This window comes from Marinobacter adhaerens HP15 (assembly GCF_000166295.1).
GTDB classification, from domain to species: Bacteria; Pseudomonadota; Gammaproteobacteria; order Pseudomonadales; family Oleiphilaceae; genus Marinobacter; species Marinobacter adhaerens.
Window position 1 is genome coordinate 2,650,945 of record NC_017506.1, and the last position, 25,910, is coordinate 2,676,854.

General features: G+C 57.4%; 18 protein-coding genes. 7 read left to right on the plus strand and 11 right to left on the minus strand.

Annotated features, from left to right (window positions below; translation table 11 throughout):
• Positions 1-167: 167 nt before the first annotated feature.
• A complete protein-coding gene (gene asd / locus HP15_RS12510) occupies positions 168-1,022 on the plus strand; it encodes an archaetidylserine decarboxylase (protein ID WP_014577803.1) in 855 nt (284 codons plus the stop codon).
• Between the two features lie 15 nt (positions 1,023-1,037).
• Here asd and epmA read toward each other — a convergent pair whose 3' ends face one another.
• Together epmA and efp are read right to left on the minus strand one after the other, a co-directional pair.
• Positions 1,038-2,006 (minus strand): EF-P lysine aminoacylase EpmA, encoded by a 969-nt coding sequence (gene epmA / locus HP15_RS12515; RefSeq protein ID WP_014577804.1) that lies wholly within the window; start codon positions 2,004-2,006, stop codon positions 1,038-1,040.
• 7 nt (positions 2,007-2,013) lie between these two features.
• Positions 2,014-2,589: an elongation factor P gene (gene efp / locus HP15_RS12520; RefSeq protein WP_041645387.1), complete on the minus strand. Its 576-nt coding sequence runs from the start codon at positions 2,587-2,589 to the stop codon at positions 2,014-2,016.
• Between the two features lie 45 nt (positions 2,590-2,634).
• Between efp and epmB the strand changes: the two genes are divergently transcribed.
• The 3 genes from epmB (at position 2,635) to HP15_RS12535 (ending at position 7,896) form a co-directional block, all read left to right on the plus strand.
• Complete coding sequence (gene epmB / locus HP15_RS12525) at positions 2,635-3,675, plus strand: EF-P beta-lysylation protein EpmB (RefSeq protein ID WP_014577806.1); 1,041 nt, start codon at positions 2,635-2,637, stop codon at positions 3,673-3,675.
• Positions 3,676-3,897: 222 nt separating this feature from the next.
• Positions 3,898-5,703, plus strand: a complete 1,806-nt coding sequence (locus HP15_RS12530; RefSeq protein WP_014577808.1) for a hypothetical protein — start codon at positions 3,898-3,900, stop codon at positions 5,701-5,703.
• Positions 5,704-5,811: 108 nt separating this feature from the next.
• Positions 5,812-7,896, plus strand: a complete 2,085-nt coding sequence (locus HP15_RS12535; RefSeq protein WP_014577809.1) for an EAL domain-containing response regulator — start codon at positions 5,812-5,814, stop codon at positions 7,894-7,896.
• 11 nt (positions 7,897-7,907) lie between these two features.
• Here the strand turns inward: HP15_RS12535 and serB are convergent, their stop codons facing one another.
• The gene (serB, locus tag HP15_RS12540) at positions 7,908-9,140 is read right to left on the minus strand and encodes a phosphoserine phosphatase SerB (protein ID WP_014577810.1); all 1,233 of its coding nucleotides are present in this window, start codon (positions 9,138-9,140) and stop codon (positions 7,908-7,910) included.
• Positions 9,133-11,442 carry a DNA topoisomerase IV subunit A gene (gene parC, locus HP15_RS12545; protein ID WP_014577811.1) on the minus strand — a complete coding sequence of 770 codons (2,310 nt, stop codon included), beginning with the start codon at positions 11,440-11,442 and terminating at the stop codon, positions 9,133-9,135. The genes serB and parC overlap by 8 nt, the downstream gene beginning before the upstream one ends.
• Before the next feature lie 279 nt (positions 11,443-11,721).
• Between parC and HP15_RS12550 the strand changes: the two genes are divergently transcribed.
• Together HP15_RS12550 and HP15_RS12555 are read left to right on the plus strand one after the other, a co-directional pair.
• Positions 11,722-11,964 carry a hypothetical protein gene (locus HP15_RS12550; RefSeq protein ID WP_014577813.1) on the plus strand — a complete coding sequence of 81 codons (243 nt, stop codon included), beginning with the start codon at positions 11,722-11,724 and terminating at the stop codon, positions 11,962-11,964.
• A gap of 126 nt (positions 11,965-12,090) precedes the next feature.
• Positions 12,091-13,728 carry a methyl-accepting chemotaxis protein gene (locus tag HP15_RS12555; protein ID WP_014577814.1) on the plus strand — a complete coding sequence of 546 codons (1,638 nt, stop codon included), beginning with the start codon at positions 12,091-12,093 and terminating at the stop codon, positions 13,726-13,728.
• Between the two features lie 35 nt (positions 13,729-13,763).
• On the opposite strand, the gene HP15_RS12560 is transcribed toward HP15_RS12555, so the two are convergent.
• Both HP15_RS12560 and HP15_RS12565 read right to left on the minus strand, forming a co-directional pair.
• The gene (locus tag HP15_RS12560; RefSeq protein WP_014577815.1) at positions 13,764-14,345 is read right to left on the minus strand and encodes a YceI family protein; all 582 of its coding nucleotides are present in this window, start codon (positions 14,343-14,345) and stop codon (positions 13,764-13,766) included.
• Between the two features lie 67 nt (positions 14,346-14,412).
• Positions 14,413-14,958, minus strand: a complete 546-nt coding sequence (locus HP15_RS12565) for a cytochrome b (protein WP_014577816.1) — start codon at positions 14,956-14,958, stop codon at positions 14,413-14,415.
• Positions 14,959-15,483: 525 nt separating this feature from the next.
• On the opposite strand from HP15_RS12565, the gene HP15_RS12570 reads away from it, so the two are divergent.
• Positions 15,484-16,770: an EAL domain-containing protein gene (locus tag HP15_RS12570; RefSeq protein WP_041645390.1), complete on the plus strand. Its 1,287-nt coding sequence runs from the start codon at positions 15,484-15,486 to the stop codon at positions 16,768-16,770.
• Here the strand turns inward: HP15_RS12570 and HP15_RS12575 are convergent.
• The 5 genes from HP15_RS12575 to HP15_RS12595 all read right to left on the minus strand — a co-directional run bounded on the left by HP15_RS12575 (position 16,765) and on the right by HP15_RS12595 (position 25,908).
• Positions 16,765-18,543 (minus strand): SLC13 family permease, encoded by a 1,779-nt coding sequence (locus tag HP15_RS12575; protein ID WP_008174090.1) that lies wholly within the window; start codon positions 18,541-18,543, stop codon positions 16,765-16,767. The genes HP15_RS12570 and HP15_RS12575 overlap by 6 nt on opposite strands.
• A 95-nt stretch (positions 18,544-18,638) precedes the next feature.
• Positions 18,639-20,534, minus strand: coding sequence for a DNA topoisomerase IV subunit B (gene parE / locus HP15_RS12580; protein WP_014577818.1), 1,896 nt, complete (start codon positions 20,532-20,534; stop codon positions 18,639-18,641).
• 67 nt (positions 20,535-20,601) lie between these two features.
• A complete protein-coding gene (locus HP15_RS12585; protein WP_041645392.1) occupies positions 20,602-21,075 on the minus strand; it encodes a protease complex subunit PrcB family protein in 474 nt (157 codons plus the stop codon).
• A complete protein-coding gene (locus HP15_RS12590) occupies positions 21,075-23,546 on the minus strand; it encodes a S8 family serine peptidase (RefSeq protein ID WP_041645395.1) in 2,472 nt (823 codons plus the stop codon). The genes HP15_RS12585 and HP15_RS12590 overlap by 1 nt, the downstream gene beginning before the upstream one ends.
• 310 nt (positions 23,547-23,856) lie before the next feature.
• On the minus strand, positions 23,857-25,908 hold the full coding sequence (locus tag HP15_RS12595) for a TRAP transporter large permease subunit (protein ID WP_041645398.1): 2,052 nt from the start codon (positions 25,906-25,908) through the stop codon (positions 23,857-23,859).
• Positions 25,909-25,910: the final 2 nt, after the last annotated feature.

A 25,910-nucleotide genomic window follows, 5' to 3' on the forward strand; every position in this document is an offset into this window, starting at 1 on the left:
ACGCACGCCTTATTTTATTGGTTATCGGCCGGAGCCGGAAGCTGTCACGCAAAAGGTGACACGATAATAGCAAGGCCGCGTCATAACCGCGAAGCCATGAAACAATTTCTATACAGGTAGCAGTCTTTGGTAAACTTCGCGCCTTTGAGCGCAAAGGATCACATCTAATGTTCGACAAGCTTTTTGTTCTTAGCCAGTACATCACGCCGCAACTGGGGGTATCCAACCTCGCCGGCCGTCTGGCGGACAATGACCGCTCCCCTGCGCTCAAGAACCGGGTTATAAAATGGTTTATCGGCCGCTATGGCGTTGACATGAGCGAAGCCGCCGAGCCTAACCCTGAAGCCTACGCCACGTTCAACGATTTCTTCACCCGGGAGCTGAAGCCTGGCATCCGCCCCCTGGCGGACGGCGAAAAAACCCTGGTCAGCCCCGTTGACGGAGCCATCAGCCAGCTCGGCCAGGTCACCGGAGACCGGGTTTTCCAGGCAAAGGGCCAGTCGTTCAGCCTGAGCGAGCTGCTCGGTGGCGAAGAGGCGACCACCGCCCCGTTTGCCGATGGCGAATTTTCTACAATCTACCTCTCGCCCAAGGACTATCACCGGATCCACATGCCGATGGCCGGCACGCTTCGACAGATGATCCATGTTCCCGGCAAGCTTTTTTCGGTCAACCCGGTAACCGCCGAAAATGTCCCGAATCTGTTCGCCCGCAATGAGCGGGTTGTCTGCATCTTCGACACCGCTTCCGGCCCCATGGCCCTGGTACTGGTTGGCGCCATGATTGTCGGCAGCGTGGAAACCCGCTGGGCAGGCGTTGTTGTGCCCGGCAGTCGGCAGGTCACATCAACACGGTACGAAGGCGAGCAGGCCATCAGCTTCGATAAGGGTGAAGAAATGGGCCGGTTCCGCCTGGGCTCCACTGTGATTATGGTTATGCCAAAAGGCTCCGTCAGTTGGAACAGCGATCAGGTGGCCGGCAAAACCGTTCGCATGGGCGAGGCGTTCGGCGCCCTGGCGTGATCACGTTCGGCAGGCTCAAGCCCGCTCGAACGGAAACGCCAAGACCTCACGGATGTCCTGCACTCCCAGCTTGAGCATCAGCAGCCTGTCCAGCCCGAGTGCGACACCGGAGCACTCGGGCAAGCCCTGATCAAGCGCAGCGAGAAAAGCCTCATCCAGCCCCATTTCAGGCTTCCCAGATCGCCTGCGCAGCTCGTTATCGGCCTCAAAGCGCAGCCTCTGTTCTCCTGGATCGGTCAATTCCCAGTAACCGTTACAAAGCTCCAGACCATCAACATAGAGCTCAAAACGATGCGCGGTCTCATAGCCGTCAGACTTCGAAACTCTGGCCAGTGAAGCCTGCGAGGCCGGATATCCCGTTATAAACACGGGCCTGCGACGTCCCAGATTCGGCTCCACGGCAAAACTCATCAGCAGATCGAGGCAGCCATCCCGACCAAGGTCAGCCAATTGCTCTGGTTCCAGCCACTCCTCACAGCGGCGCATCAGTTCACGGTCCGTCGCTGCGAACGGGTCAATGTGCGCCCATCGCCTGAGTGCATCGCGATACTGAATGATTTCCGGCCGCTCGCAGCCCAGCCAGCCACAGACAAGGTCCGACACCTCAGCCATGAGCGTCACATCGTCAAAGCCTGTCCGATACCATTCGAGCATGGAGAATTCGGGGTTGTGACGACGCCCCTGTTCGCCATTGCGGAACACCCTGGAGATCTGAAAAATGGATCCACAGCCGGCCGCAAGCAAGCGCTTCATGTGGTACTCGGGAGACGTCTGGAGCCACCCGCCTGTGCGTGTGCCGGCAGAAACCTGCGCGGGGATGCCGTCAAGATTGACATCGGTAACGCCACATCGCCCAAGCACTGGGGTTTCGACTTCCAGCACTCCTCGCTTCGCAAAAAAGCCGCGCACAAACGACAGTTGTTGTGCGCGGCTTTTCAGGGCAGCCTGCGAGGCAGAGGGCTGCCAGACAGGTTCGCGGGTCATGACCGGATCAACTGCTCTTTACCCGGCTCACGTACTCGCCAGAGCGGGTATCCACCTTCAGGACTTCTCCGATGGTGATGAAGAGGGGTACGTTGACAACCGCACCGGTAGAAAGAGTTGCCGGCTTGGAACCACCCTGGGCGGTGTCACCCTTCATGCCCGGATCGGTATCAACCACCTCAAGTTCAACGAAGTTGGGGGGCGTTACGGACAGCGGCGAGCCGTTGTAAAGCGTTACCGTATAAACGTCCTGCTCTTTCAGCCACTTCAGCGCGTCGCCAACCGCCTTGGCATCGGCCGGGTACTGCTCGAAGGAGCCGTCAGTCAGCATGAAGTGCCAGAATTCACCGTCGGTATAGAGGTATTCCATGTCCTGATCAATGACATCTGCGGCTTCCAGACTTTCGCCGGACTTGAACGTGCGCTCCCAGACCCGGTTGGTCATGAGGTTACGCAGCTTGACGCGGTTGAAGGCCTGCCCCTTACCGGGCTTTACAAACTCGTTCTCGAGAATGATGCAGGGGTCGCCATCCAGCAAAACCTTAAGACCGCCGCGAAATTCGTTGGTAGAATATGAAGCCATGAAATGTCCACCTGACAAAATGCTGTTTAGAATTCGAGGGGCGTTATGATACAGCGAACCCCCGCCCGTATAGAAGCCCACCTTTCCGACCACGAACAACGCAGCTGGCAGCAACTGCTGTCGGGCGCTGTTACGTCGCCGAAGGAGCTGCTCCGCCGCCTGGAGTTGCCCGAGGAACCGTGGCTTGCAGGGGCAGAACAAGGCCACCGGCTTTTTCAGATCCGGGTACCTGAACCCTTCCTCAACCGGATGGAGAAGGGCAATCCGGCCGACCCTTTGCTTAGACAGGTGCTTCCGCTGGCCGACGAAGCCGGCCACGCGCCCGGTTTTGTCAGCGATCCTCTCGAAGAATCCGGCGCCATCGCCACCACCGGGCTCATCCGCAAGTACCGCAGCCGGGCCCTGCTCATGGTAACCGGACAGTGCGCGATCAACTGCCGGTACTGCTTCCGCAGGCACTTTCCCTACGACGAGCAACGCCTGAGCCCTCACGACCGGCAGCGGGTAATTGATGTCCTTGGCGCCAGCCCGGAAATCAACGAAGTCATCTTCAGCGGCGGCGATCCCCTGGCCGTCAATGATCGCCTGCTCAGTCAGTGGGCAAGCGCTATCAGCGGCATACCCCACATTCGCCGGCTGCGCCTGCATACCCGCTTGCCAGTTGTGATTCCCCAGAGGGTTTGCGACGAGTTACTGAAGTGGCTGTCGACGACTCCGCTCCAGGTAGTGATTGTCCTGCACATCAACCACCCGGCAGAGATCGACGGCCCCACTCGCCGTGCGCTCGGATACCTCCGGGCCGCAGGCGCAACGCTCCTGAACCAGAGCGTGATCCTCAGGGGTGTAAATGATCGAACGGCGGTGCTTGAAGAGTTGAGCGAGACCCTGTTTGATGCGGGCGTCCTGCCCTATTACCTGCACGCATTTGATCCGGTGACAGGCGCTCACCATTTCGACGTATCCGATGATGAGGCCCGAAATTTGGTGCGTGAGCTGCTGGCGCGCCTGCCCGGTTTTCTGGTGCCGAAGCTGGTGAGAGAAGAGCCTGGCAAGGAAAGCAAGACCCCGATCAACCTGTTACCGTGACCGGTTTCGCAAAAAACGGCCCAAATTCACTTGTCAAAGATTGTCAACTCATGATCTTCTCGCTTTTTACGACTGGTTTGCTACTTTAAAGTCCAGTACCGTTAACGATAAAAACATGTATTTACGGCGTTTTCCTGACAGGCCGGCGGACAACCGGTAACCGCCAGCCAGGCAGGGCCAACCCCGGAATACCACCTGTGGTCCAGACATTGGCATGCATTCATGGAAGGTAAGACCCTGAAACCTGATCTCCGCGTTCCCGAACAGAAAACGGCCAGCCTGTCGTTCTGTGACACGACGCCCAAGGCGTTCCGGGTCTGGATAGACCAATTGCCGATGGCCAATATCGGCGAGGTGTCACGACAGCTTTACCACGCCATTATCGAACTGAATCACCTTTTCCTGGCGCCCCAGCAGCGCATGCAGTTCCTGGAATTGATTCGGGAAAAGATTCATTTTGTCTGTAATGAGCTCTCCCGCCACTACCTCGGTCTTGCCGTGGCGCTGCCCGAAAAACAAAGGAAGATCGCCAATCTGTCCCAGGCGCTCCAATTACATCTGGCCGGCGGCTACAAGCTGTGCGTTCTGGAGTTTATCGACAACGGGGGACTGGACAAGAATCGGCGCCAGATTGCCACAGCCGCACACCGGGCCATTTCCGAGCTGTCGGCAACTATTCTGAGATCGCACCAGCTCTACTGCCCGAGCCCCGCCCAGAGCTGGCTGGAGTGCCACCGTCTATTCCGGTTTGCACACCGCAACAAGCTCTCAGTAGTACAGGTGGAGGACGACACACTTCAGCATCGCCGCACCAGCTCGGTCGCCGACAGCTACAAGCGTATCCTCCTGCTGGGCTGTGCGCGCCCGAATCAGCTGCGACAGGCTGAGCTTCTGCACGTCTATGAACTCTTCGAATCCTGGACGGACCATACCCGGTGCGGACCGGATGTTGAGGACGACAGCCTGTTTGTAATCAACATGGAACGGGACAACCCGCCGGTTTACCGCAGCCTTCTCGAACAGAAACCAGGTGACGACAGCTTCGGCTTTGATACCCGGGATCTCTCGGCGATGCTGTCGGAGACGCTCCATGCCCGTCGCGAGCACAAAGATACCGATCACGAACTTCAGGTGCCGGCAAAGGTAAGCGACACCCTGCTCACCCACCTCAGCCAGGCCCTCGGCATTCTCGCGAAGCGGAACTTCAACCGTATCGCGAGCCAGGGGTCCCTTGAAGTCTGCGTGGGCCTCACAGCCGCGCACTACTTCATTGCCGGTGAGAAAACCTTTACGGAATTCGTGAATGGCAACGACAACGGCCATCATGAAGAAGAAAACCTGTTCGTAAGATCGTCGCGCCAGAAGCAGGACGCCTGGTCAGGCGCCCACGACGCCAGTCCCAGCGACGAACGGCTTCACGCCGGCGACACGCCGATCAACTTCAAGGGTTCCTACGGCAACTCCCAGGCCCCGTCGACCGACCGGAACCGGCCAAAGTCACACCACTCTTTCCTGATCAACACCAGCCCCGGTGGCTACTGCGTTGCCTGGGAAAGCAATGTGCCTCCGTCATTGCAGGCCGGCGAGGTTCTGGGCGTTCGTGAGCAAAGCTCACATCCCTGGAGCGTGGCGGTGGTGCGCTGGATTCGACAGATCAAGAACCAGGGCACCCAGGTGGGCATTGAGCTGCTCGCACCGAGCGCTTCACCCTGCGGTGTGCGCCTGATCCAGAAAGTGGGCAACAGCAGTGAATACCTGCGCGGCCTGCTGTTACCGGAAATCAGCGTGGTCAACCAGTCAGCCACACTGATCACGCCTCGCCTGCCATTCCAGTCGGGGAGCCGCATCTCCCTGCTCCATGATGGCCGGGAAGATCAGGGTCAGTTGTCTCGCAAGGTGTCCTCCACTGGCAGCATCAGCCAGTTCGAGCTCAAGCTGCAGAACGCGGCAACGCTGAATGCTGGCGCACCGCCTGCATCCTCCGGAGCCAGCGAGGACGAATTCGACTCGCTCTGGCCATCTCTATAAGGTCTCCAAACTGAGACACCGGAAGCCCGCAGAGGGTTGTTATTGATCGGCAACCCCTGCATCATTCAGCGTTAGTGAATGAACCGTGTATCACGAGATGCCCTTCGAATGCAGAAAAAGAACGCGACCGTACACCTGCTGATTCTGGATCCATCGCAAAACGATGCCGAATCGCTGGTCAGCCTGCTCCGCAATTCCGGCAAGGCTACCCGAGCCCACAGAATCACCTCGGAAGAGGATCTGGAAGAAACGCTCAAGGCCGGAAACTGGGATCTGCTTCTGGCCCGCGACCTGGAGCAGGAATTTTCGGCCGACGACGCCCTCGCCATGATCCGCCGGATGGACAAGGACATTCCGTTCATTCTCCTGACGGAACAAGAAAGCCGGGAGCGCACAGTAGGTATGATGAAGGCAGGCGCCCAGGATACGGTGTCGTTCGAGCACACCGATCTTATTGTGCTGAAGGTCAATCGTGAGCTGGCAGCTCTAGACGAACGTCGCCGGCGCCGTGTTCTGGAGTCCCATCTGCGGGAAGCGGAACAGCGGTGCCAGTTGCTGCTGGAAAGCTCCAAGGATGCGATTGCCTACATCAATGATGGCATGCACATCTACGCCAACCAGTCGTACATGGAGTTTCTCGGGTACGATGACATCGACGATCTCATCTGCGTTCCGGTGCTGGACACCCTCACCCCGGAAAGCCAGGAGAAGTACAAGGAATTCATGAAGTCGTTTGCCGAAAAGGGCGAAGACGGCATGACCATGAATTGCACGGCTCGACGCAGCGACGACCACGAACTGAACGTGACCATGTCGGTCTCGGCCGCTACCTACGACGGTGAGGAATGCACGCAGATCGTTCTGCAGCCAGAGCACAGCGATGCAGAGCTGGAAGAAAAGCTGCGCCAGATCAGCAGCCAGGACCTTCTGACCGGGCTGTACAATCGTCAGTACCTGATGGATGCACTCGCTGAAGCAATTGCCAACGCCGGCAAGAAGAATGAAACCGGTGCACTCGCCTATATCGCCCTCGATAACTTCATGAGCATGAAGGGCCAGGTGGGCATTTCCGGCGCCGACCTGCTGCTTGGAGATCTGGCAAACCTGCTCAAGGAGCAGGCCGGTGACGACCTTGCCCTGGCCCGATTGAGCGACGATGCCTTCAGTCTGCTGAGCCAGCCCTGCGATGAATCTACCATGGCAGGACACGCCGAGCGCATCCGCAAGGCGGTTGAGGACCATCTGTTTGATATCAATGGCCGCACGGTCCAGCTGACCGTGAGCATCGGTGTCGCCGCGATTACCGAGAATTCGCCGAAGGCCGAGGAACTCATGGCCAGGGCGCATACGGCATCGGCGGAAGTGCGCAAGCTAGAGGGTCATGCCGAGGGCAACGGTGTGGTGGTCTACAACCCTGCCGACTTCGAAACTCTGGATCAAAGCAATTCAGTGGAGGCGATTCAGAAGGCTCTGGAAGAAAACCGCTTCCGGCTGCTGTTCCAGCCAATCATCAACCTGCGTGGCGAAGGCGAGGAACATTACGAGGCCTTCGTGCGCATGCTCGACAAGGACGATGAGGAAGTCTCACCCTATGACTTCCTGCCGCCAACAGGTCCGAGCGACACCGCGATCAAGATTGACCGCTGGGTTATTCTGCAGACCATCAAACAGCTGTCCAGCCATCGCTCACGGGGCCACGACACCCGCCTGTTCCTCAATGTGACGGCCGAAACCCTGCAGGATAAAACCTTCACTCCCTGGCTGAGCGTTGCCCTGAAAGCCGCACGGCTGCCGGGCGATTCCCTGATCTTCCAGATCCGGGAAGGCGATGCCAACAATTACATGAAGCAGGCGAAAGACTTCACCAAGGCGGTTCACGAGCTTCACTGCAAGGTATCCATCTCCCAGTTCGGCTGCGCCCTCAATCCGTTCAACACCCTGAAACACATCGATACGGACTATGTGAAGATCGATGGCTCCTTCACGGAAGAAATCCAGAAGAGCGACGAGGCCAAAGAACAGGTCAAGGAAATGGTCAAGAGCCTGCAGTCCAGCGGCAAACTCACCATCATCCCGCTGGTGGAGAATGCCGGCGTTCTCGCCACCCTGTGGCAGGCTGGCGTGAACTATATTCAGGGCTACTACCTGCAGGCACCAGTACCTGAAATGAACTACGACTTCGGCGACAACTGAGCCTGAACGGCTCAGAAGTCGGCGTTTTCCAGACTCTGATTGGTTTCGCTCTCACGGAAACCAATCAGATACAGGATCGCATCCAGCCCCAGCGTCGAAATCGCGTGACGCGCTGATTCCTTGACCAGGGGCTTGGCGCGGAAAGCCACACCCAGGCCTGCCTGGCTCAGCATCGGAAGGTCGTTGGCGCCATCACCGACGGCAATAACCTGTTCCCGGGAAATATGCTCTTTCTCGGCGATTTCCAAAAGCAGTTCCGCCTTTCGCTTGCCGTCGACAATCTGCCCGGAAACCTTGCCTGTGACCTTGCCACCCTCAATCTCGAGTTCATTGGCGTAGATGTAATCGATACCGAGTTTGCGCTGAAGGTGGCGCGCAAAGTAGGTGAAGCCGCCCGACAGGATTGCAGTGCGATATCCCAGCGCCTTGAGACTGAGGATCAGGTGCTCTGCACCCTCGGTCATCCGCAACCGCGAGGCGATTCCCTCGAGGACCGATTCATCCAGGCCTTTCAGAAGTGCCAGGCGCTCGGCAAAACTTTGGCTGAAATCCAGCTCGCCCTGCATGGCCCTTTCAGTAATCTCTGCCACCTGCTCCCCGACTCCGGCCTCCGCAGCCAGCTCGTCGATCACTTCGGCTTCGATCAACGTGGAATCCATGTCAAAGACCACCAGCCGGCGATTGCGGCGGAAGATGGAATCTTCCTGGAAGGCGATATCCACATTCATTTCGCCAGCGATGTGCAAGAAATCCGCACGAAGTTTCTCAAGATCTGATGGTGTGCCTCTTACCGAGAACTCGACACAGGCGATACGATTGTCTGCGGCATTCAGCGAGGGCCTGGCAGACAGGCGTGAGATGTTATCGATGTTCAGACCATGACGCGCCGTGATGGCGGAAACCCGGGCAATCTGTTCCGCTTTGATATCCCGGGCAAGCAGCGTCACGATGTAGCAGGCCCGATTCCGGGCCGCGGCCCAGGATTGGTACTCCTCGACGGTGATCGGCGCGAACCTGACCTGCAGATCCAGAGCGTGTAGCCGGAACAGCAGGTCACGAATGACGGGCGAGGATTTGGACTCATCCGGAATCTCGATCAGGATGCCCCACGTCAGGTGGTCGTGGATTACCGCCTGGCCGATATCCAGGATACGCACATCGTAGCGCCCCATGATGCCGGTGATTTCCGACGTCAGACCAGGCTTGTCACGCCCTGAGACGTTAATCAGTACGAGCTCACTCACTATCGGTACCCTCGCTGTCAGAGCCCGCTTCTTCCTGCGCTCGGGCGGCGGAAGGAATCACGTCAATGCCATCCACCCGCTGCAGCCCCCTGGGCAGTTTGTGGCCGCGACGGCCTCGTTCACCGAGGTAGTGTTCGAGATCACTGAACTGTAGCCCCATCTTGCGCTTACCAGCGCGTATCTCCAGCTGGTCATCCTCGGCAAAGACTGCTACTGCCACCACATATTCTTCACGGCTCTGAACCCTGGCCGAGGGAATGCTGATGATCTTGTTGCCTTTACCCTTGGCCAGTTCCGGCAATTCGCTCAGCGGGAACACCAGCATCCGTCCCTCGTTGGACACCGCCCCCAGATACAGCGTTTTCTCGGTCGTCGGTATGGTCAGTGGAGGCATGATCCTCGCGCCCTTGGGGACACTGACTACTGCCTTGCCATTGCGGTTCTTGCTGATCATGTCGTTCAGCGACGTAACAAACCCGTAGCCACCGTCGGTAACCAGCAACGCCTTACGGGACGGATCTCCCATCAACAGGCCTGAGAAGCTGGCACCGGAGGGCGGGTTGATGCGCCCCGTCAGCGGCTCACCCTGACCTCTGGCAGATGGAAAACTGTGAGCCATCAAGGAATAGGCCCGCCCGGTAGAATCCAGGAATATCGTCTGCTGGTTGTTCCGTCCCCGAGCCGCGAGGGAGAAACGGTCACCGGCTTTATAACTCAGACCTTCCGGCTCAATGTCATGCCCCTTGGCGGCGCGAACCCAGCCTTTTTCAGACAGCACCACCGTCACGGGGTCGTTCGAGATCAGGTCCACTTCACTGAATGCCTTGGCCTCCTCACGCTCAACTATCGGTGAGCGACGATCATCGCCAAAGGTCTCGGCATCGGCTTGCATCTCGCTCTTGATAAGCTCTCGCAGGCGATCCTCGGAACCCAGAATGGATTGGAGCTCATCCCGTTCAGCCGCGAGCTCATCCTGCTCGCCCCGGATTTTCATTTCCTCAAGCTTGGCCAGGTGACGCAGCTTCAGTTCGAGGATGGCTTCGGCCTGATCGGCGGACAACCCGAAACGGGCCATCAGCTCGGCCTTGGGTTTGTCTTCGGTACGGATGATCTCGATCACTTCATCAATATTGAGATAAGCAATCAGCAAGCCTTCCAGGATATGCAGGCGAGCGAGAACCTTGTCCAGACGATGCTGGAGCCGGCGGATCACGGTGGTTCGACGGAAGGTCAGCCATTCGGTGAGGATCTGGTGCAAACCCTTCACGCCAGGCCTGCCATCGTTACCGATCACATTGATGTTCACCCGATAGGTTTTCTCCAGATCGGTACTGGCAAACAGGTGCGCCATCAAACCATCCAGATCAACCCGGTTGGATCGGGGCACGATCACCAGGCGAGTCGGGTTTTCATGATCGGATTCGTCACGAAGGTCCGCCACCATCGGTAGCTTCTTGGTCTGCATCTGATGGGCAATCTGCTCCAGAACCCGGTTGCCAGAGACCTGGTGCGGCAGATCCGTAACCACGATCTCACCACTCTCGCGGATCCAGCGGGCCCGCATCCGCAGCGACCCGCGACCGGTTTCGTACATCTGACGGATGTCCTTGCGGGGGGTAATGATTTCCGCCTGGGTCGGAAAATCCGGGCCCTTGATGTGCTCGCAGAGTTCATCAACCGTCGACTCCGGCTGGTCCAGCAGACGTATGCAAGCTGCGGTGACTTCCCGAACGTTATGCGGCGGGATATCCGTGGCCATACCAACGGCGATACCGGTGGTGCCATTAAGCAGAACATGGGGCAACCGGGCCGGAAGCACTGACGGCTCATCCATGGTGCCATCAAAGTTGGGCACCCAGTCCACCGTTCCCTGCCCCAGCTCTCCCAGCAGAACTTCTGCAAACGGCGCCAGGCGGGATTCGGTATAGCGCATGGCAGCAAAGGACTTGGGATCGTCCGGGGAGCCCCAGTTACCCTGCCCGTCTACAAGAGGGTAGCGGTAGGAAAAAGGCTGGGCCATGAGCACCATGGCCTCGTAACAGGCGCTGTCGCCATGGGGATGAAATTTACCCAGCACATCACCCACGGTACGGGCAGACTTCTTGTACTTCGAGGTGGATTTAAGTCCCAACTCGGACATGGCATAGACGATTCGCCGCTGAACCGGTTTCAGGCCATCGCCGACATTCGGAAGTGCCCGGTCGAGAATGACGTACATGGAATAATCGAGATAGGCCTTTTCCGTGTAATCCCGGAGCGAAACCCGCTCGAAGCCTTCATCCGTTGTCTGAAACTCTGGCATGGATGCCTCTTTGATTGCCTGTATTGCCTGATTTGAATAGTGTCCGTGATCCTGCTTCCCGGGCCGGGAATAATCAACGCAGAAACGGGAGCGGACATTATATGGAGCACGGCGCCGATACACCAACAACCGGCGAATTTATTGGCCAAAACCGTCACACCCTTGCACAGGCATCTGATTCCAATAGCGGAATTCCCGCATGGAGTGTCCTCAAGGTGAGCCGTATTCTGCTCTTCAGTGAATAGAAGACCGTTTTACTTCTCTAACAAGCGGAACACTATGAAACCCAACATCAAAGCCTGCGGGCAAGCCATGGTGACAGCCCTGGTAAATGCGGTTCTGGCGGTGACGCTGATGCTTCTGGTTGAGTTTGCAATCAGCGGCAGTTTCCAGGTTCCGGAGACCTATCTCTGGGCAGGATTACTGATCTGGGTCGTTATTTTCGCGGGACAGTTCTGGCGCCAGAGGCACCTTTGCCAATCCGGTGACACTCACCGGGAATCACCAGACCCTTCCAGATAACCTGTCCATGCTCCCGGCAAGTCACTTCTAACTGATCGGGAGCAATTTCTCTACTGTTTCTCAAATCAACCGTCTTCCCGGTGCTATATTTGGCAATAAGCCATTCTGGCAATGCGGGAGAGACGTATGGATTTTGGTAAGCGCCTGGGACTCCGGGTAAAAATTGCTTTGCCTTTTGTTATCACGGCTGTCGCCCTGGTTGTTATCGGACTGTTTGCCGTCAGCACTGTCCGAAACCTGGTATCCGACACTGACAATATTGCCGACACCTATCTGCCTTCCGTCAGCGAAATCCTCAACGGCGACCGGGATCTCTACCAGGCGCTGGTTGCCCAGATGGCCTATGTGGACGCCCAGTCCAACGATGAAGATGGCGAGAATTACCTGGCCAGTTTTGACGAGAATGCCGGCCAGGCCCTGGACCGCTTCAAAACAGCAGTTGGCAGGCTTGAGGGTACGGGCGTCTCCGACGTTGCTCGAGGATTCGATGCTGCCTATGAGCGCTGGCTGGGATCCGCCCAACGGGTTCTTGAGCTGGCAGAAACAGGGGACCCGGAGCAGGCAAGAGCCCTGGCAGCCAGCGAAACCAACAACCTCTTCGACAATCTCAGAAATTACTTCGACGAGGTCGGCGCTCACGCTGACGCACGTGCCCAGATTCGCGCGGGTGAAGCCTCTTCAGAGGGCCAGAGCAGCTCGGTCACCATCCTGCTAATCACAGCCGTCGCTATCCTGATCAGTATTGGGCTGTTTGCCGTGTTCCTGAAATTGATCATCAGCTCTATCGCGGCGCTTCGGGATCAACTGGACAATATTGCCCAGGGTGAAGGCGATCTGACCCAGCGGATCCCTGTGGAGATGGATGATGATCTGGGCAAACTCGCAAAAAGCTTCAACCTGGTTCTCGAGAACCTGCAATCCATGATTGGTTCCATCCAGCAGTTGACCCGGGAGCTTGGCACTGGAGCCACAGATCTCGCCCGGGCGGCGAAGGACAATAATGATGGCGTGACTCGACAGACCGACTCTATTTCCATGGTCGCCACAGCCATCAACGAAATGCAGAGTGCGATCGAAGAGGTTGCCGGTAATGCCTCAAGAGCGGCCGAGATTACCCGCGATGCCGAAGAAAAGGGCAAGAACGGCGCACGAATTATCCGCAACTCCTCAGAGCAGGTGCATCGTTTGGCCGCACAGATTTCAAAAGCTGTGGAGGTTATCCGCAAGCTATCTGACGATTCCGACAACATCACATCCGTGCTGGACGTTATCAGGGGCATCGCAGAACAAACCAACCTGCTGGCGTTGAATGCGGCCATTGAGGCGGCGCGAGCCGGTGAGCAGGGACGCGGCTTTGCTGTGGTTGCCGATGAAGTGAGGACCCTGGCGCAACGGACCGGTCAGTCGACGGAAGATATCCAGAAAATGATCACAACTTTGCAGGCTGGCGTTGCCGACATCGTGTCGGTGATGGAAACGGGTAGCAAAGAGGCGAGCGAAACCGAGAAGCTGGCCACCGATGCGGAGTCTGAGCTCAAGGCCATTCTTGAAGCCATGGCCAATATTGCAGACGTGAATACCAGTGTCGCGTCGGCCACCGAGGAGCAGACTCAGGTTGTGGATGAGATCAACCGCAGTATTACCGAGATCAACGATCTGGCTACGGAGAGCGCAAGCCGGTCGAGGGATATCGACGGAATCAGTGAGTCCCTGGAAGGCTATGCGAGAGAACTGGAAAGTCAGACCGGCAGATTCCGGGTCTAGGCCCGGAATCTGACAGTGGCAGGGGTCGGCCAGTATTACTGCCGGATACCCTCGACAGAAATGATGATCTCGACGGTCTCGGAGGCCTTTCCGAGATCCATCGGGATGCCGAAGTCCTTGAGGCGAAGCTCAGTTTCAGCTTCAAAACCCATGCGGTAGCCACCCCACGGGTCTTCCCCGTGGCCCAGCATTTCCGCGTCAAGGGTCACTTCTTTGGTCACACCACGGAGGGTCAGGTCGCCGATAATGTCGGCCTCGCCTTCTTCATCCAGAACAACGCGCTTGCTCTTGAAGGAAGCCTCAGGAAACTCGTCGACGTACAGGAAATCTTCACTACGAAGATGCTTGTCCCGCTCGGCGTGATTGGAATCCACGCTCGCGGTGTCAATGGTGACGTTAACGGTGCTGTTTTCCGGGTTCTCGGCGTCGTAAACGAATTCGCCGTCGAAATCGTTGAATCGACCGTAAAGCCAGCTGTAGCCAAGATGAGAAATCTTGAAGGTTATGAACTGATGGGCGCCCTTTTTATCAAACGCATAGGTGCCACTGTGTTCGTTAGCATTGACTGCACCTACAAGCGCCATCGACACGGCCGAGGCAAGCAGAACTTTTTTCATGGTTATCTCCCTTGTTGCATTGGTGCCCGACTTCCGGGCGTTAAACGATAACTAAACGGCCGGCCAGTCACTTTCCTAACATACGCCGTAATGTGCGGTCGCGATCAAGCAAATGATGTTTGAAGGCGCCAGCCGCGTGAATGGCAGCAAGACCGACAATGGCCCAGGTGGACCAGTAATGAACGGTTCCGGCGGTGTCCTCCATTCCCTTTATCTGGCCAGTGACCGATGGCACTTCAAACCAGCCGAACACGCTGATCGAAGACCCGTCGGCGGTCGATATCAGGTAGCCGCTGACCATGGCGACGAAAATCAGCACGTACAGGAGAAGGTGGGCCGCATGGGCGCTTCGAATCTCCCAGCGCTTGTGCCCATCCAGCGGATCCGGCGAAACATTCACCGCTCTCCAGACCACCCGGAAAAGCATCAATAAAAACAGAAGTATGCCAACGCTGCGATGAACATCCGGACCGCGGCGATACCAGTCGTCGTAATAGGACAAATCCACCATCCAGAAGCCGAGCCCGAACAGGCCGAAAACAGCCAGAGCAACGACCCAGTGATTCACGATGGTTACAAGACCGTAGTCGGCTGAGGTATTCCTGATTTGCATGATGAAAATTCACCCTGTTCCCTGGTTACATCGTTGAAGCCAAGTCTAGAAACTTGGTTGTATGAAAAAAATCAAAATCTTTTGCAGCGCTACATCAGAAATTCTGACCATTCGCCCGGGCGTTTGCCTTTGGTCGCATAGGGGTTTTACGGATTGTTCAAAATTATAGCAACGATAAACTTGGCCCATACTTAAACGCCCCGTCTGGGGCCTCATTGACCGAGAGGACAGGACATGGAACTCGAATTCGACGAAAGCGTGGTTGTACCCAGTAATAACTGATTCTCTGGCGGTCCGTCCGGACCGCTGGGCTCCCCTCTCTTCTTTTCTCTTGCAGACCCTCAAAGATACAAACCGTTTCCAGTTTCTACATGAAACAGTGGTAATAAACGCGTTTTTTTGGCAATCTTCCTTCCAACTATCAGTAACTTCCCGATTTTTCTGGCGAAACCTGTACTGATAAAAGACAGTTCAGGCGCCAAACTGGGGCGACTGATGCGTTCGTTAAATCAACCAGAATCATCTATGTCGAGACGCCTCCCTGAAAAGCTGACAGCTCCGGAAGTGGACCTGTTGTCTCCTATGCTGAACAGGGACGGTGACACATGGACCGCAGATTTTCGCGGACTGACGTTGAGAACAGCGCTCCAGCCGATTTACAGCATTTCACACAAGCGTATCGTCGGCTATGAGGCCCTGATCCGGGCCTTTGATACGGATAACTCCGCGGTACTGCCGCTGCACCTGTTCCAGCTACCGGCCTCCGAGGCGGAGAATCTTCTCCTTGACCGCCTGTGCCGCTATCTGCACATACGCAATTACAGCGGCATCCGCGATCAGCTGAACTGGCTGTTCCTCAACGTTTCGCCCCAGGTGGTAACCAGCGGCAGCCAGGCCGATTCGTTCTTCGGACAGCTTCTGGCCAAAACCGGCCTACCTCCACACCGGATTGTCATGGAAATTGTTGAGCAACCCACAGACGACGCCGAAAGGCTTCGGGAAACGGTTGCCTATTACAAGAAACTGGGCTGTCTGACGGCCATTGATGATTTCGGTGCCGGCCACTCCAATTTCGAGCGAATCTGGAACCTGTCACCCGACATCGTGAAACTGGATCGAAAACTGCTTACCCGTGCGACAGACGATCACAAGGCACGCCAGATTCTGAACGGCATCGTGTCACTGCTGCACCAGTCCGGCTGCCTGGTTCTTCTGGAAGGCGTGGAAACCCGTGATCAGGCAATGATTGCGATCGATGCGGGCGTGGATTTCGTTCAGGGCTTCTATTTCCGCAGACCGAGCACAGACCTCGACCAACTGACCCACTCACCCGCCGATTTCGATCATCTGTTGCAGGAATACAAGACCCGCAACCAGGTTACCCTGGACCCGACCCGGCAACTGGTGGAGTTTTTCAGTGGCTTCTTCGATCATGCAATCACGAAGCTTCGCAGCGGGATGAGCATGCAGCAATCCTGTCTGGAATTGTTGAACCACCCAGCCGTTTCCCGCTGCTACCTGGTCGACGACAAAGGCGTTCAGATGGACGACACCCTGGTTTCCGACGCGGGCACACGCAGTATGGACCCGCGTTTCAAACCCCTGGAGAGCACCAGCAGCGCCGACTGGTTTCGCCAGCAGTACCTTCGCCAGGCGCTGGCTCAACCGGAAAGCCTGCACGTAACCGCCCCCTACCTTTGCGTTACCGGAGCCTATATGTGCGTGACCCTTTCACTGGGGTACTATCAGGACGGCAAGCTTCAGGTGCTGTGCTGCGACATTCTCGCCAACCCGACCGAACAGCGCTCATAAACCGGGAGTGATGTCGTAGACCACGGCAATAACCACAACGGTAACGGCACCAACAAACACGTTCATGGGTAAACCAACCCGCACGAAATCACTGAACCGGTAACCACCAGGCCCGAATACCATCATGTTGGTCTGATACCCAAGCGGCGTGGCAAAACTGGCGGACGCGGCCATCATCACCGCAATCACAAACGGCTCGGCGGCCACGCCCATACTGTTCGTCATCGACAGAACGATGGGAATGACCAGGACCGCCGCCGCATTGTTGGTAATAACCTCGGTCAGGACCGACACCACGAGATAAACCAGCAGGATCGTTAAAAGTACGTCGCCCTGACTGAATTCAAGGATGCCTGCAGCCACAAAGCCTGCCGCGCCGGTCTGTTCCAGAGCCGCACCCATGGCAAAGGAGGCCGCAATGGTAAGGATCACCGGCACATCCACGGACTTCTGGGCCTGGCCCACCGAGCAGCAGCCAGTCAGAATCATTCCTGCGGCGCCCAGCAGGGCCGCGTTAAGCATGCTCAGGGTGCCACAGGCAGCGAGACCCACCAGCACCAACAGGATTCCCCAGGACAGCCACGCCCGGTCATGCCGGGGTGTCTCGGTTTCCAGGTCATTAATGAGCAGGAAGTCCTTGTTATAGCGCTGTCGGCTGACAAACGCGGGGCGGGCCTCGAGAAGCAGCACATCGCCAGGTTTGAGGCGGATATTCCCCAGGTTGCCGGAAACACGCTCCCCACCCCTGGCAACGGCCAGCACAACCGCACCGTAACGGTCCCGGAACCGGGCGTCGCGAATGGTCAGCCCCAACACATCGGACTGGGGCGACAATGCCGCTTCAACCAGACGCCGTTCCGCCCGATCCTTGCTCAGACTCGGCTCGTCTTCATGGACTGACGGGACGATACCGTTTATCCGCAGGAGGTCAGAAATGGCCTGGGTATCACCGGCAAACACCAGACGATCGCCACCCCTGAGTCGCTCCTCCGAAGGCACCGCCGTAACCACGCTGCCATCGCGTTCGATCTCAACCAGATACAATCGTTCAAGCTCCCGGAGCCCGGCTTCACCAACAGTCTTGCCGACCAGCGGCCCGTCAAACGACACCGCGACCTCCAGGGTAAACTCCCTCATGGAGCCAAATTTCTGCTGATCCTTACGATCCGGAAGCACACGGGGCATAACCAGCAGCAAAGCGGCCACGCCGATCACCGCCACCGGCAGCCCGACCGCCGTGATCGAGAAAATGGAGAAGCCCTCTTCGCCGGTTAGCTGCTGGTACTGGCCGTTGACGACCAGATTCGTGCTGGTGCCGATCAGTGTCAGGGTACCCCCGAGAATGGCGGAGTAGCTCAGGGGAATCATCAATTTGGACGGTGAGATACCGATCTTGCGGGACCACGCATGCACCGCCGGGATCATGGTGGCGACAACCGGGGTGTTGTTGAGAAAACCACTGAGAAGGGATACCGGGAGCGCAATCCGTGCCTGGGCAGAACGGACAGTCTTGGGATTGCGAAGCAGGTGATGCACCAGCAGATCGACACCGCCGGAATGATGAATGCCCGCAGCCACCACAAACATGGCAACCACGGTGATCAGACCACTGTTGCTGAACCCGGCGAGCGCCTGGTCCGCGGACACAATCCCGCTGGCACTGAGCACCACGAGCACACCCATCATCACCAGATGGGGCGCAAATCGCCCTGCACTCATCAGTATCAACGCGGTGCCTGCGAGGCCCAGCGCAAACCAGCCCTGCCAGTCCATCAACGGTTCTTCCCGATCAGAAAACTGGCAGGATAACGACTTTGCAGAAGACAGAGAAAGAATAAAGGATGCTTTTTATAGCATCTTATAGAATATTAAACTTCGATGTCCGCCATGTTGCCGTAGGTCTCGAGCCACGCCCTTCGATCGGATGCGCGCTTCTTGCCCAGCAACATGTCCATCCGGCTATCGGTATCATCCCCGTCTTCGATGGTCAGCATGACCAGGCGACGGGTGTCCGGGGCCATGGTGGTCTCCCGCAGCTGAAGCGGGTTCATCTCACCCAGACCCTTGAAGCGGGTCACCGAAATCTTGCCCTTGCGCTTCTCCGCGGCAATACGGTCGATAATGCCCTGCTTTTCATGTTCATCCAGGGCGTAGAAGGTTTCCTTGCCCAGATCTACCCGATACAGCGGCGGCATGGCAACGAACACATGGCCGGCGGCAACCACAGGGCGGAAGTGTTTGACGAACAACGCGCACAGCAGCGTGGCAATGTGAAGGCCATCCGAGTCCGCATCAGCAAGGATGCAGATCTTGTTGTACCGAAGGCCATCCAGCTGGTCAGAACCGGGATCTACACCAATGGCAACGGCAATATCGTGAACTTCCTGGGACGCCAGGATCTCGCCCGAATCAACCTCCCAGGTATTGAGGATTTTCCCCCGAAGCGGCATCACCGCCTGGAACTCCCGGTCCCGGGCCTGCTTGGCGGAACCGCCTGCAGAATCACCTTCTACGAGGAACAGCTCGGACCGGGCGGTATCCCCACCAGAACAGTCCGCCAGCTTACCCGGGAGTGCGGGGCCAGAGGTGACTTTCTTGCGGGCCACCTTTTTGCTGGCTCGCAGCCGACGCTGGGCATTGCTGATGAAGAGCTCGGCTAGTGCTTCTGCCACATCGGTGTGCTGGTTGAGCCAAAGGCTGAAGGCATCCTTGACCACGCCGGAGATGAAGGCCGCGGCCTCACGGGAAGACAGACGCTCCTTGGTCTGACCCGAGAACTGGGGCTCCTGCATCTTGAAGGACAGGACATAGGCTGCCCGTTCCCAGATATCTTCCGGAGAGAGCTTAACGCCACGGGGTAGCAGGTTGCGGAACTCGCAGAACTCGCGCATCGCTTCAAGCAGGCCGGTACGCAGCCCGTTCACATGGGTGCCGCCCTGGGCCGTGGGAATCAGGTTTACGTAGCTCTCCATGATCGCTTCGCCGCCCTCGGGCAGCCACTGGATGGCCCAGTCCACCGCTTCCTTGTTTCCGGAAAAGCTGCCGGTAAACGGCTCAAGCGGCACAACCTCGATATCGGCCAGGGCCGTGCGCAGGTAGTCCCGCAACCCGTCCTCGTAAAACCATTCGTCTTTTTCGCCGGTTTTTTCCTGGAGGAAGGTAACCGTCAGGCCCGGACACAGAACCGCCTTTGCCCTCAGGTTATGGCGGAGCCGGCTAACGGAAAAATTGGGGCTGTCGAAATAGGTTATGTCGGGCTTGAACTTCAGGCGGGTACCGGTGTTGCGCTTGCCCACGGTATCGATCACTTCAAGCTCGGACGCTTTGTCGCCATTGGCGAACGTCATCCGGTGCAATTGGCCATCGCGCTTGATGGTTACTTCCAGATGGGTGGACAGTGCGTTGACTACGGATACACCGACACCGTGGAGACCACCGGAAAAGTTGTAGTTGCCCTGAGAGAATTTGCCGCCGGCGTGCAGGCGGGTAAGGATCAGTTCAACGCCAGGCAGGCCTTCCTCTTTGTGCAAATCCACGGGCATGCCGCGGCCGTCATCTTCAACGCTCAGCGAGCCATCGCTGTACAACACCACGTCGATGCGTTTGGCGTGCCCTGCCAGCGCCTCATCCACACTGTTGTCGATAACTTCCTGCGCCAGGTGATTGGGCCGACTGGTGTCTGTATACATGCCCGGCCGCTTGCGCACCGGATCCAGGCCGCTCAGTACTTCAATAGCATCGGCGTTATATTGTTGCTGGCTCATGGGCAGGAACTGACTCCGCGATTGATATGAAAAGCTGAGCCATAGCTTAGGGATTCGTGAGGAAAGATCAACGGTTGTTTTCGGCGCGGGTGATCTGGATATCATCCCAGCCTTCAGCGGTCACCGCGATGACCGCGCAGGGGGTGGTGAGCGCCTGTGTGACGATGGTGCCAGGGGCGGGTTCAGCCACTCTGACCCTCAGCTCCAGGGTTCCGCCACGGATCTCAGAGGAGTCAAGGGTGACACTGTAGCCGCCGGTTGGCTTCTGGCCAATTGAAGCCAAAACGATGTGCTCTCTTTCAAACTCAATAGTTTTGAGCGCCTCGAGAGAGAGGTTTCGCCCGGGCAACGCTTCCAGCTTCTGAACGTCCTGACGGCTTGCCAGATGAACATGGCCGGGGGCCGTAAGGCCACAGTGCGCCGACTGCGTGATCTGGCGAGCTAGCGGCCCACCTTCTGCGGTTTCTGAACGACTGCTTGCACATCCGGATAGCATCAGCGTTGCTGCCAGAAGACAGACAGCGCGAAAGTGAATGGGCATCAACGATTGACCTCCAGGTTTCTCACCGGCTCAGCAGCTGTGCTCCCAGGATTTTTTAAACGATAGCCCTCGAAGCCGGTGCGGGGCAAACCCATGGAAGCAATGGTCGGGCGCCGGAAGCTCGTGCTCAGAGTAACGCCGGTGACCCGCTCTTCCCCGATGACGATCTTCTCTGGCAAGCCATTTACCGGGTACTCGGCACAGGCCTCACCGCTCTCACAAATAAAGCCATTGTTGTCCATGTCCGTTCCGGCCACCAGGAAATACTCCCCGGGTTCTATGTCGTCGAAGGAGAAGCTGTAACTTCCATCGCGGGCCGTCACCACGCGCTGTTCGATGGTTTCGCGGCTTTCATCAGGGCTTACCAGCAGTACATAATGGCGACCTGCGTCTCGCTCATCAGCCAATTCCCTGAGGTCTATCGAAACTGGAACCTTCAGGGTTCCGGTTTCGCCACCAGCACTGTAGTCAATCTGAATCGTCGTCGCATAACTCTGCCCGTCAACGACATTTTCCTCCAATACCGAGACGGCTACCGAGCTCGGCAGAGAGCTGCCAGCTGAAAGCGCCGGATCGAGAGAGATCAAATTTGAATCGAAGGCAACGTTATCAACTAAGACCGATTCGCCTTCGGGATAAACGGTAAAATCAAGCTCGCTATTGAAGCGTGCCCGGTCAAACTCGATAGCAGAAGGCGAAGAAAGGACTATCGTGCTCACGGATCCGTCCAGAGCCGCGTCAACTGACTTGAGCGCATTTATCAGACCAGCACCATATTCGGTACTGTTGCCTACGTTCTCTGTCAGCACACCACTGACCATCCAGGCCCGAAACTGGCCAGGAGTAACTCCCTCAGGATTTGCCCCTTTCATCAAGGCATAAACGCCTGCAACGTGCGGAGCAGCCATTGAGGTACCCTGTAATCCTGCATAGGAGCGGATAAAGTCACCACCATCATCAACCCCCCAAGTGCTGATGACCAGGTCGGCGTTACCATCCAGATTCGCGTCTCTGGTCGCATCCCCGCCCGGCGCAACAAGATCCACTGAACCACCAAAATTGGAGTATGAGGCGCGCACCTTCCCCGCATCGACTGCGCCAACGCCAATAACTCGCTCAAAGGCCGCTGGATAGGTCAACTCATCTGTACCCTGATTGCCAGCCGCAGCGACAACCAGCTTTCCATTTTCATCAGCCCGGTTTATGGCTGCTTCCAATACTGTGCTCGGACCAACGCCTCCGAGGCTCAGGTTTATGACATCGATATCGGGGTTGTCGGCAGCCCAATTTACCGCTGCGACAAGGTCATCCAGCGTGCCCGCCCCATCACGCCCAAGCACTCTGACAGGCCAGAGTGTTGCCGCCGGCGCAACGCCGTCCACGCCGGCAGAATCCTGAAGCGCAGCCACAATGCCCGCAACATGGGTTCCATGGAAGTTACTGCTCTGAGGTTTACCGTCACCCGGATCAGCCGGGTTGTTGTCATAGCCCAAGGGGTCACTGAACTGTGGATCGATATCCACTTCAGCAGACACATAATCGAGAATTCGTCCGGAATTGAACGGAATGACATTGGTGTCCAGGTCCAGGTGCCAATCGCCATAGGTTTGCGGAGTGGAAGTGAACAGGCCGGTGTCCATCACAGCCACTCCAACCGAGTTACCAAGGGTCGGCGCTGCTTGCCAGGCAAGGGGCGTACTGATGAGAGGCAGATTCCATTGCAAAGATGACAGATCGCGGTCCGCCTGAGCCCGGTAGATATAGTTTGGCTCTGCCACCTGCACGCCCGGCTGCGACTTCAGACTGGTAATCCAACGAAGGGTCTGGTCCCGCAGGGCCCCGGAAGCGCCGGACGACTGGGAAGCGACGACACCAACAGGCTCACGCCTTACTAACCAGGCCCCCTGCCCCAGTGATTTCGCAGAGGAGGCCGACAAAGCTCCTGCGAGGCCCTGCGGATCCAGGCGCCCCTGCTCTTGCGGCGACATCACCACAATGGCCTCGTCCGGAACAAACTCCGGCTGGCTGTAATAGGAGCTCGAAAAATTGGTGACGCCGGTTGTCGAAACAGACAGCACGTACCGGAATGGACCGCCACCGGCGGTTCGGAGACTTATTTCCGCGGGCCCTTCTGCGGGTGCAGTGACCATCAAGGCTGTATCGCCGGCACCGGAATCTAAGTCCGAGGCGCCGCTCTGATCAACCGACAGGCTAATCGAGGGGGCTAAAAAATCAGAATCCCTGAAAACCTGAACGGTAATCGTGCTGCCCGCTGCAAGATCCGCGCGGAATGTATCCTGCTCGTCAGCGAAATACTCGAAGATAAACTCGCCTGAATCGGGGTAGATGCCTGACGTAGCGCTTAAATAGCCACCAAGAATACCTGTTGAAGGCACTAACTGGGCGGTACTGAAAGAATCGTTGGACACTGCTTCATTGACCCGACTGTCATCAGCCGTATCCGAATCCACTCGCGTTCCACTTTCGATAGAAATAGTTCCGCCGAGCCCGGGCTCCTGCGAATCGAGGCTGTCGCCACCGCCGCCACCTCCGCAACCCACGAGGAGAAATAGAGCTGAAAAAACTGAGATCAATTTTGATGAGACACCAAAAGACATAAGTCAGGCCACTGGCAGAAGATCGATTTTATTTCCTAGGGTATAACAAACACGTTCCTTGCGAGTGTTCGGTTTCGTTCAAACTACGTTTCCTCTTGCATTCCAGATGCAAGAAAGCCGCCTGGAGTTTCCCTCAGGCGGCCTTCTTTATCTCACTTCAACATTACAACCCGTAGAACAGCATCGGCACAAAGGCCACGAACAACAGTGTGGGGCCCATCACAGCTAGGGGCAGCAGCAACCGCTCATAGCGATGCCAGAAGGAACCTGTGCGCTCTGCCGCCAGCACTTCGGTCTCGCCCACCACCTGGCGGGTGAGCAAGTGGTTCAGCGCCACTGGCGGGCTCAGGTAGCCGAGCTCGAATGCCACCAGACACACAATCCAGAAGTGCAGCGGATCAATACCCAGCTGGATCGCCGGCTGGGCAATGGTCGCCGACACCAGGATTACCGCGCCGAACGGGTCCATGACCATGCCTATTACTGTGAGCATCACGACGATCACCAGCATGGCGATCCAGGGACTGGTCAGCTCCTCCGGGAAGAGCGCGTGAACGATATCGGAGCGCTCCAGGATTCCCCCCAGGCAGATGGAAAACCCGATCAACGCCAGCAGCGCGCCAATGTGCACTGCCGAATCGCTGGCAGCGGCCGAGCTGCGTGTCCAGAACACCTGGGAACGGGTCTGGCCCTGCTCACCACTACTCCGGCCGGAATCCAGCAACACCAGCGCGAGCATCACCAGCGGCAGTATCAAAGGAGCGCTGTACTCGTTGAACTTCAAGCCGAGAACAACCCAGATCGACAGGATAACCAGAGCTGCCACGGCCACATAAGGCAGCAGGGCCCGGCTTTCCGAGAGAGCCGCACGGAAAGCGCCGGGCGCCGGACGGGGCTTCCAGTTCCCCTGGGTCTTGCAGACAATCAGTGAAAACAGCGTTGCCGACATGATGAAGACCCAGAAACCCCAGCTGTACATCTCAGTGGTTGTCACTTCCTTATTGAGAGCCGCCACAACAACGATCAGCAGGCACGGGTTGAGCACCACGCCGAGGCTTCCGGACATGGCAGTCGTTGCCAGGGAAAGCTGCCGCCCTGCCCCGGCTCGGCGCAGCTCGTCATACACAACACCACCCACAGCCAGGATGAAAATGCCCGATGCGCCGGTGAACGCGGTGGGAAACGCCGTTGCGAAGATAATCACCGAAGCCAGCATCGGCGCTGGCAGATTAAAAGGTTTGATGAGATTGAGCAGGAGCTCGGGAATCCTGGTCTGCTTCAGCATCATGCCCACCAGAACATAAAGGCCGATATTGATGAACATGGATGATAGGTTGGACATCATTCCGAAGTAGATCGCCAGGCCCGAGGCATACCCGTCTACCAGGAAGAAATAACTCATGGCGATCAGGCCCATGGCACAGTACAGAGGAATCACCAGACCGGACGAGGCGGAAAGACCGCCGGGGCGGATACGTTCCGGAACGTTCAGGAAGCGCACGGCATTGATCACCATAAAGAGGCCGAAGACCCCGCCCCAGGCATATTGAAGGCTCATCGTACCGTCCGAACCCGGCGACGTGGCCAGCTTGCCCAGGTAAGCGTTCAGCGACAGCACCATCAGGCCATTGACCACAAACTGCACACCCTGGCTCAACCGCCATTCGGCACGGTTTCGGGGCAGGCGCAACGCTATGTGGTCGGTGTCCAGCGCAGCAATCGCCGCAGCCATCGCGAACATCGCGATAAACAGGTACTTGGTAAGCTCGATGTTCTCCAACAGGAAATTCGCGAGACCCTGCTCTACCGTTTTGAAGATCCCCAGGGCCGGCGTGGCATGCGCAAGGTTCTGCTCATAGACATCGTATTGCTGCTGGCAGAGTTCCAGATTGCTCTGTAGCGATTTGCGGATGGCATCAGGATTGGGCGGTGAGCTGAACAGGTCGTCCGGGTCCGGCTTGTAATTGGCCACCCGGCGAGCCACCTCGGCGTCGATATCCATCTCCAGTTGGCACGAGGGCTCCGTGGCATCCGGGTTCAGCAAATAGTAGTTTGGCCAAGTCTGTTCGCCGACCCAGAGCAGTCGGGAATGCAGCGAATTGCCCATCCCCAACATCAAAGTAAACAACAGCAAAAGCAGCAGAACGGCCCCGTACATACGATGCACGGGGTAGAGAGTCCTAGCTGCCGGAGCGGTAATGGCTCGCCAGTTCATGT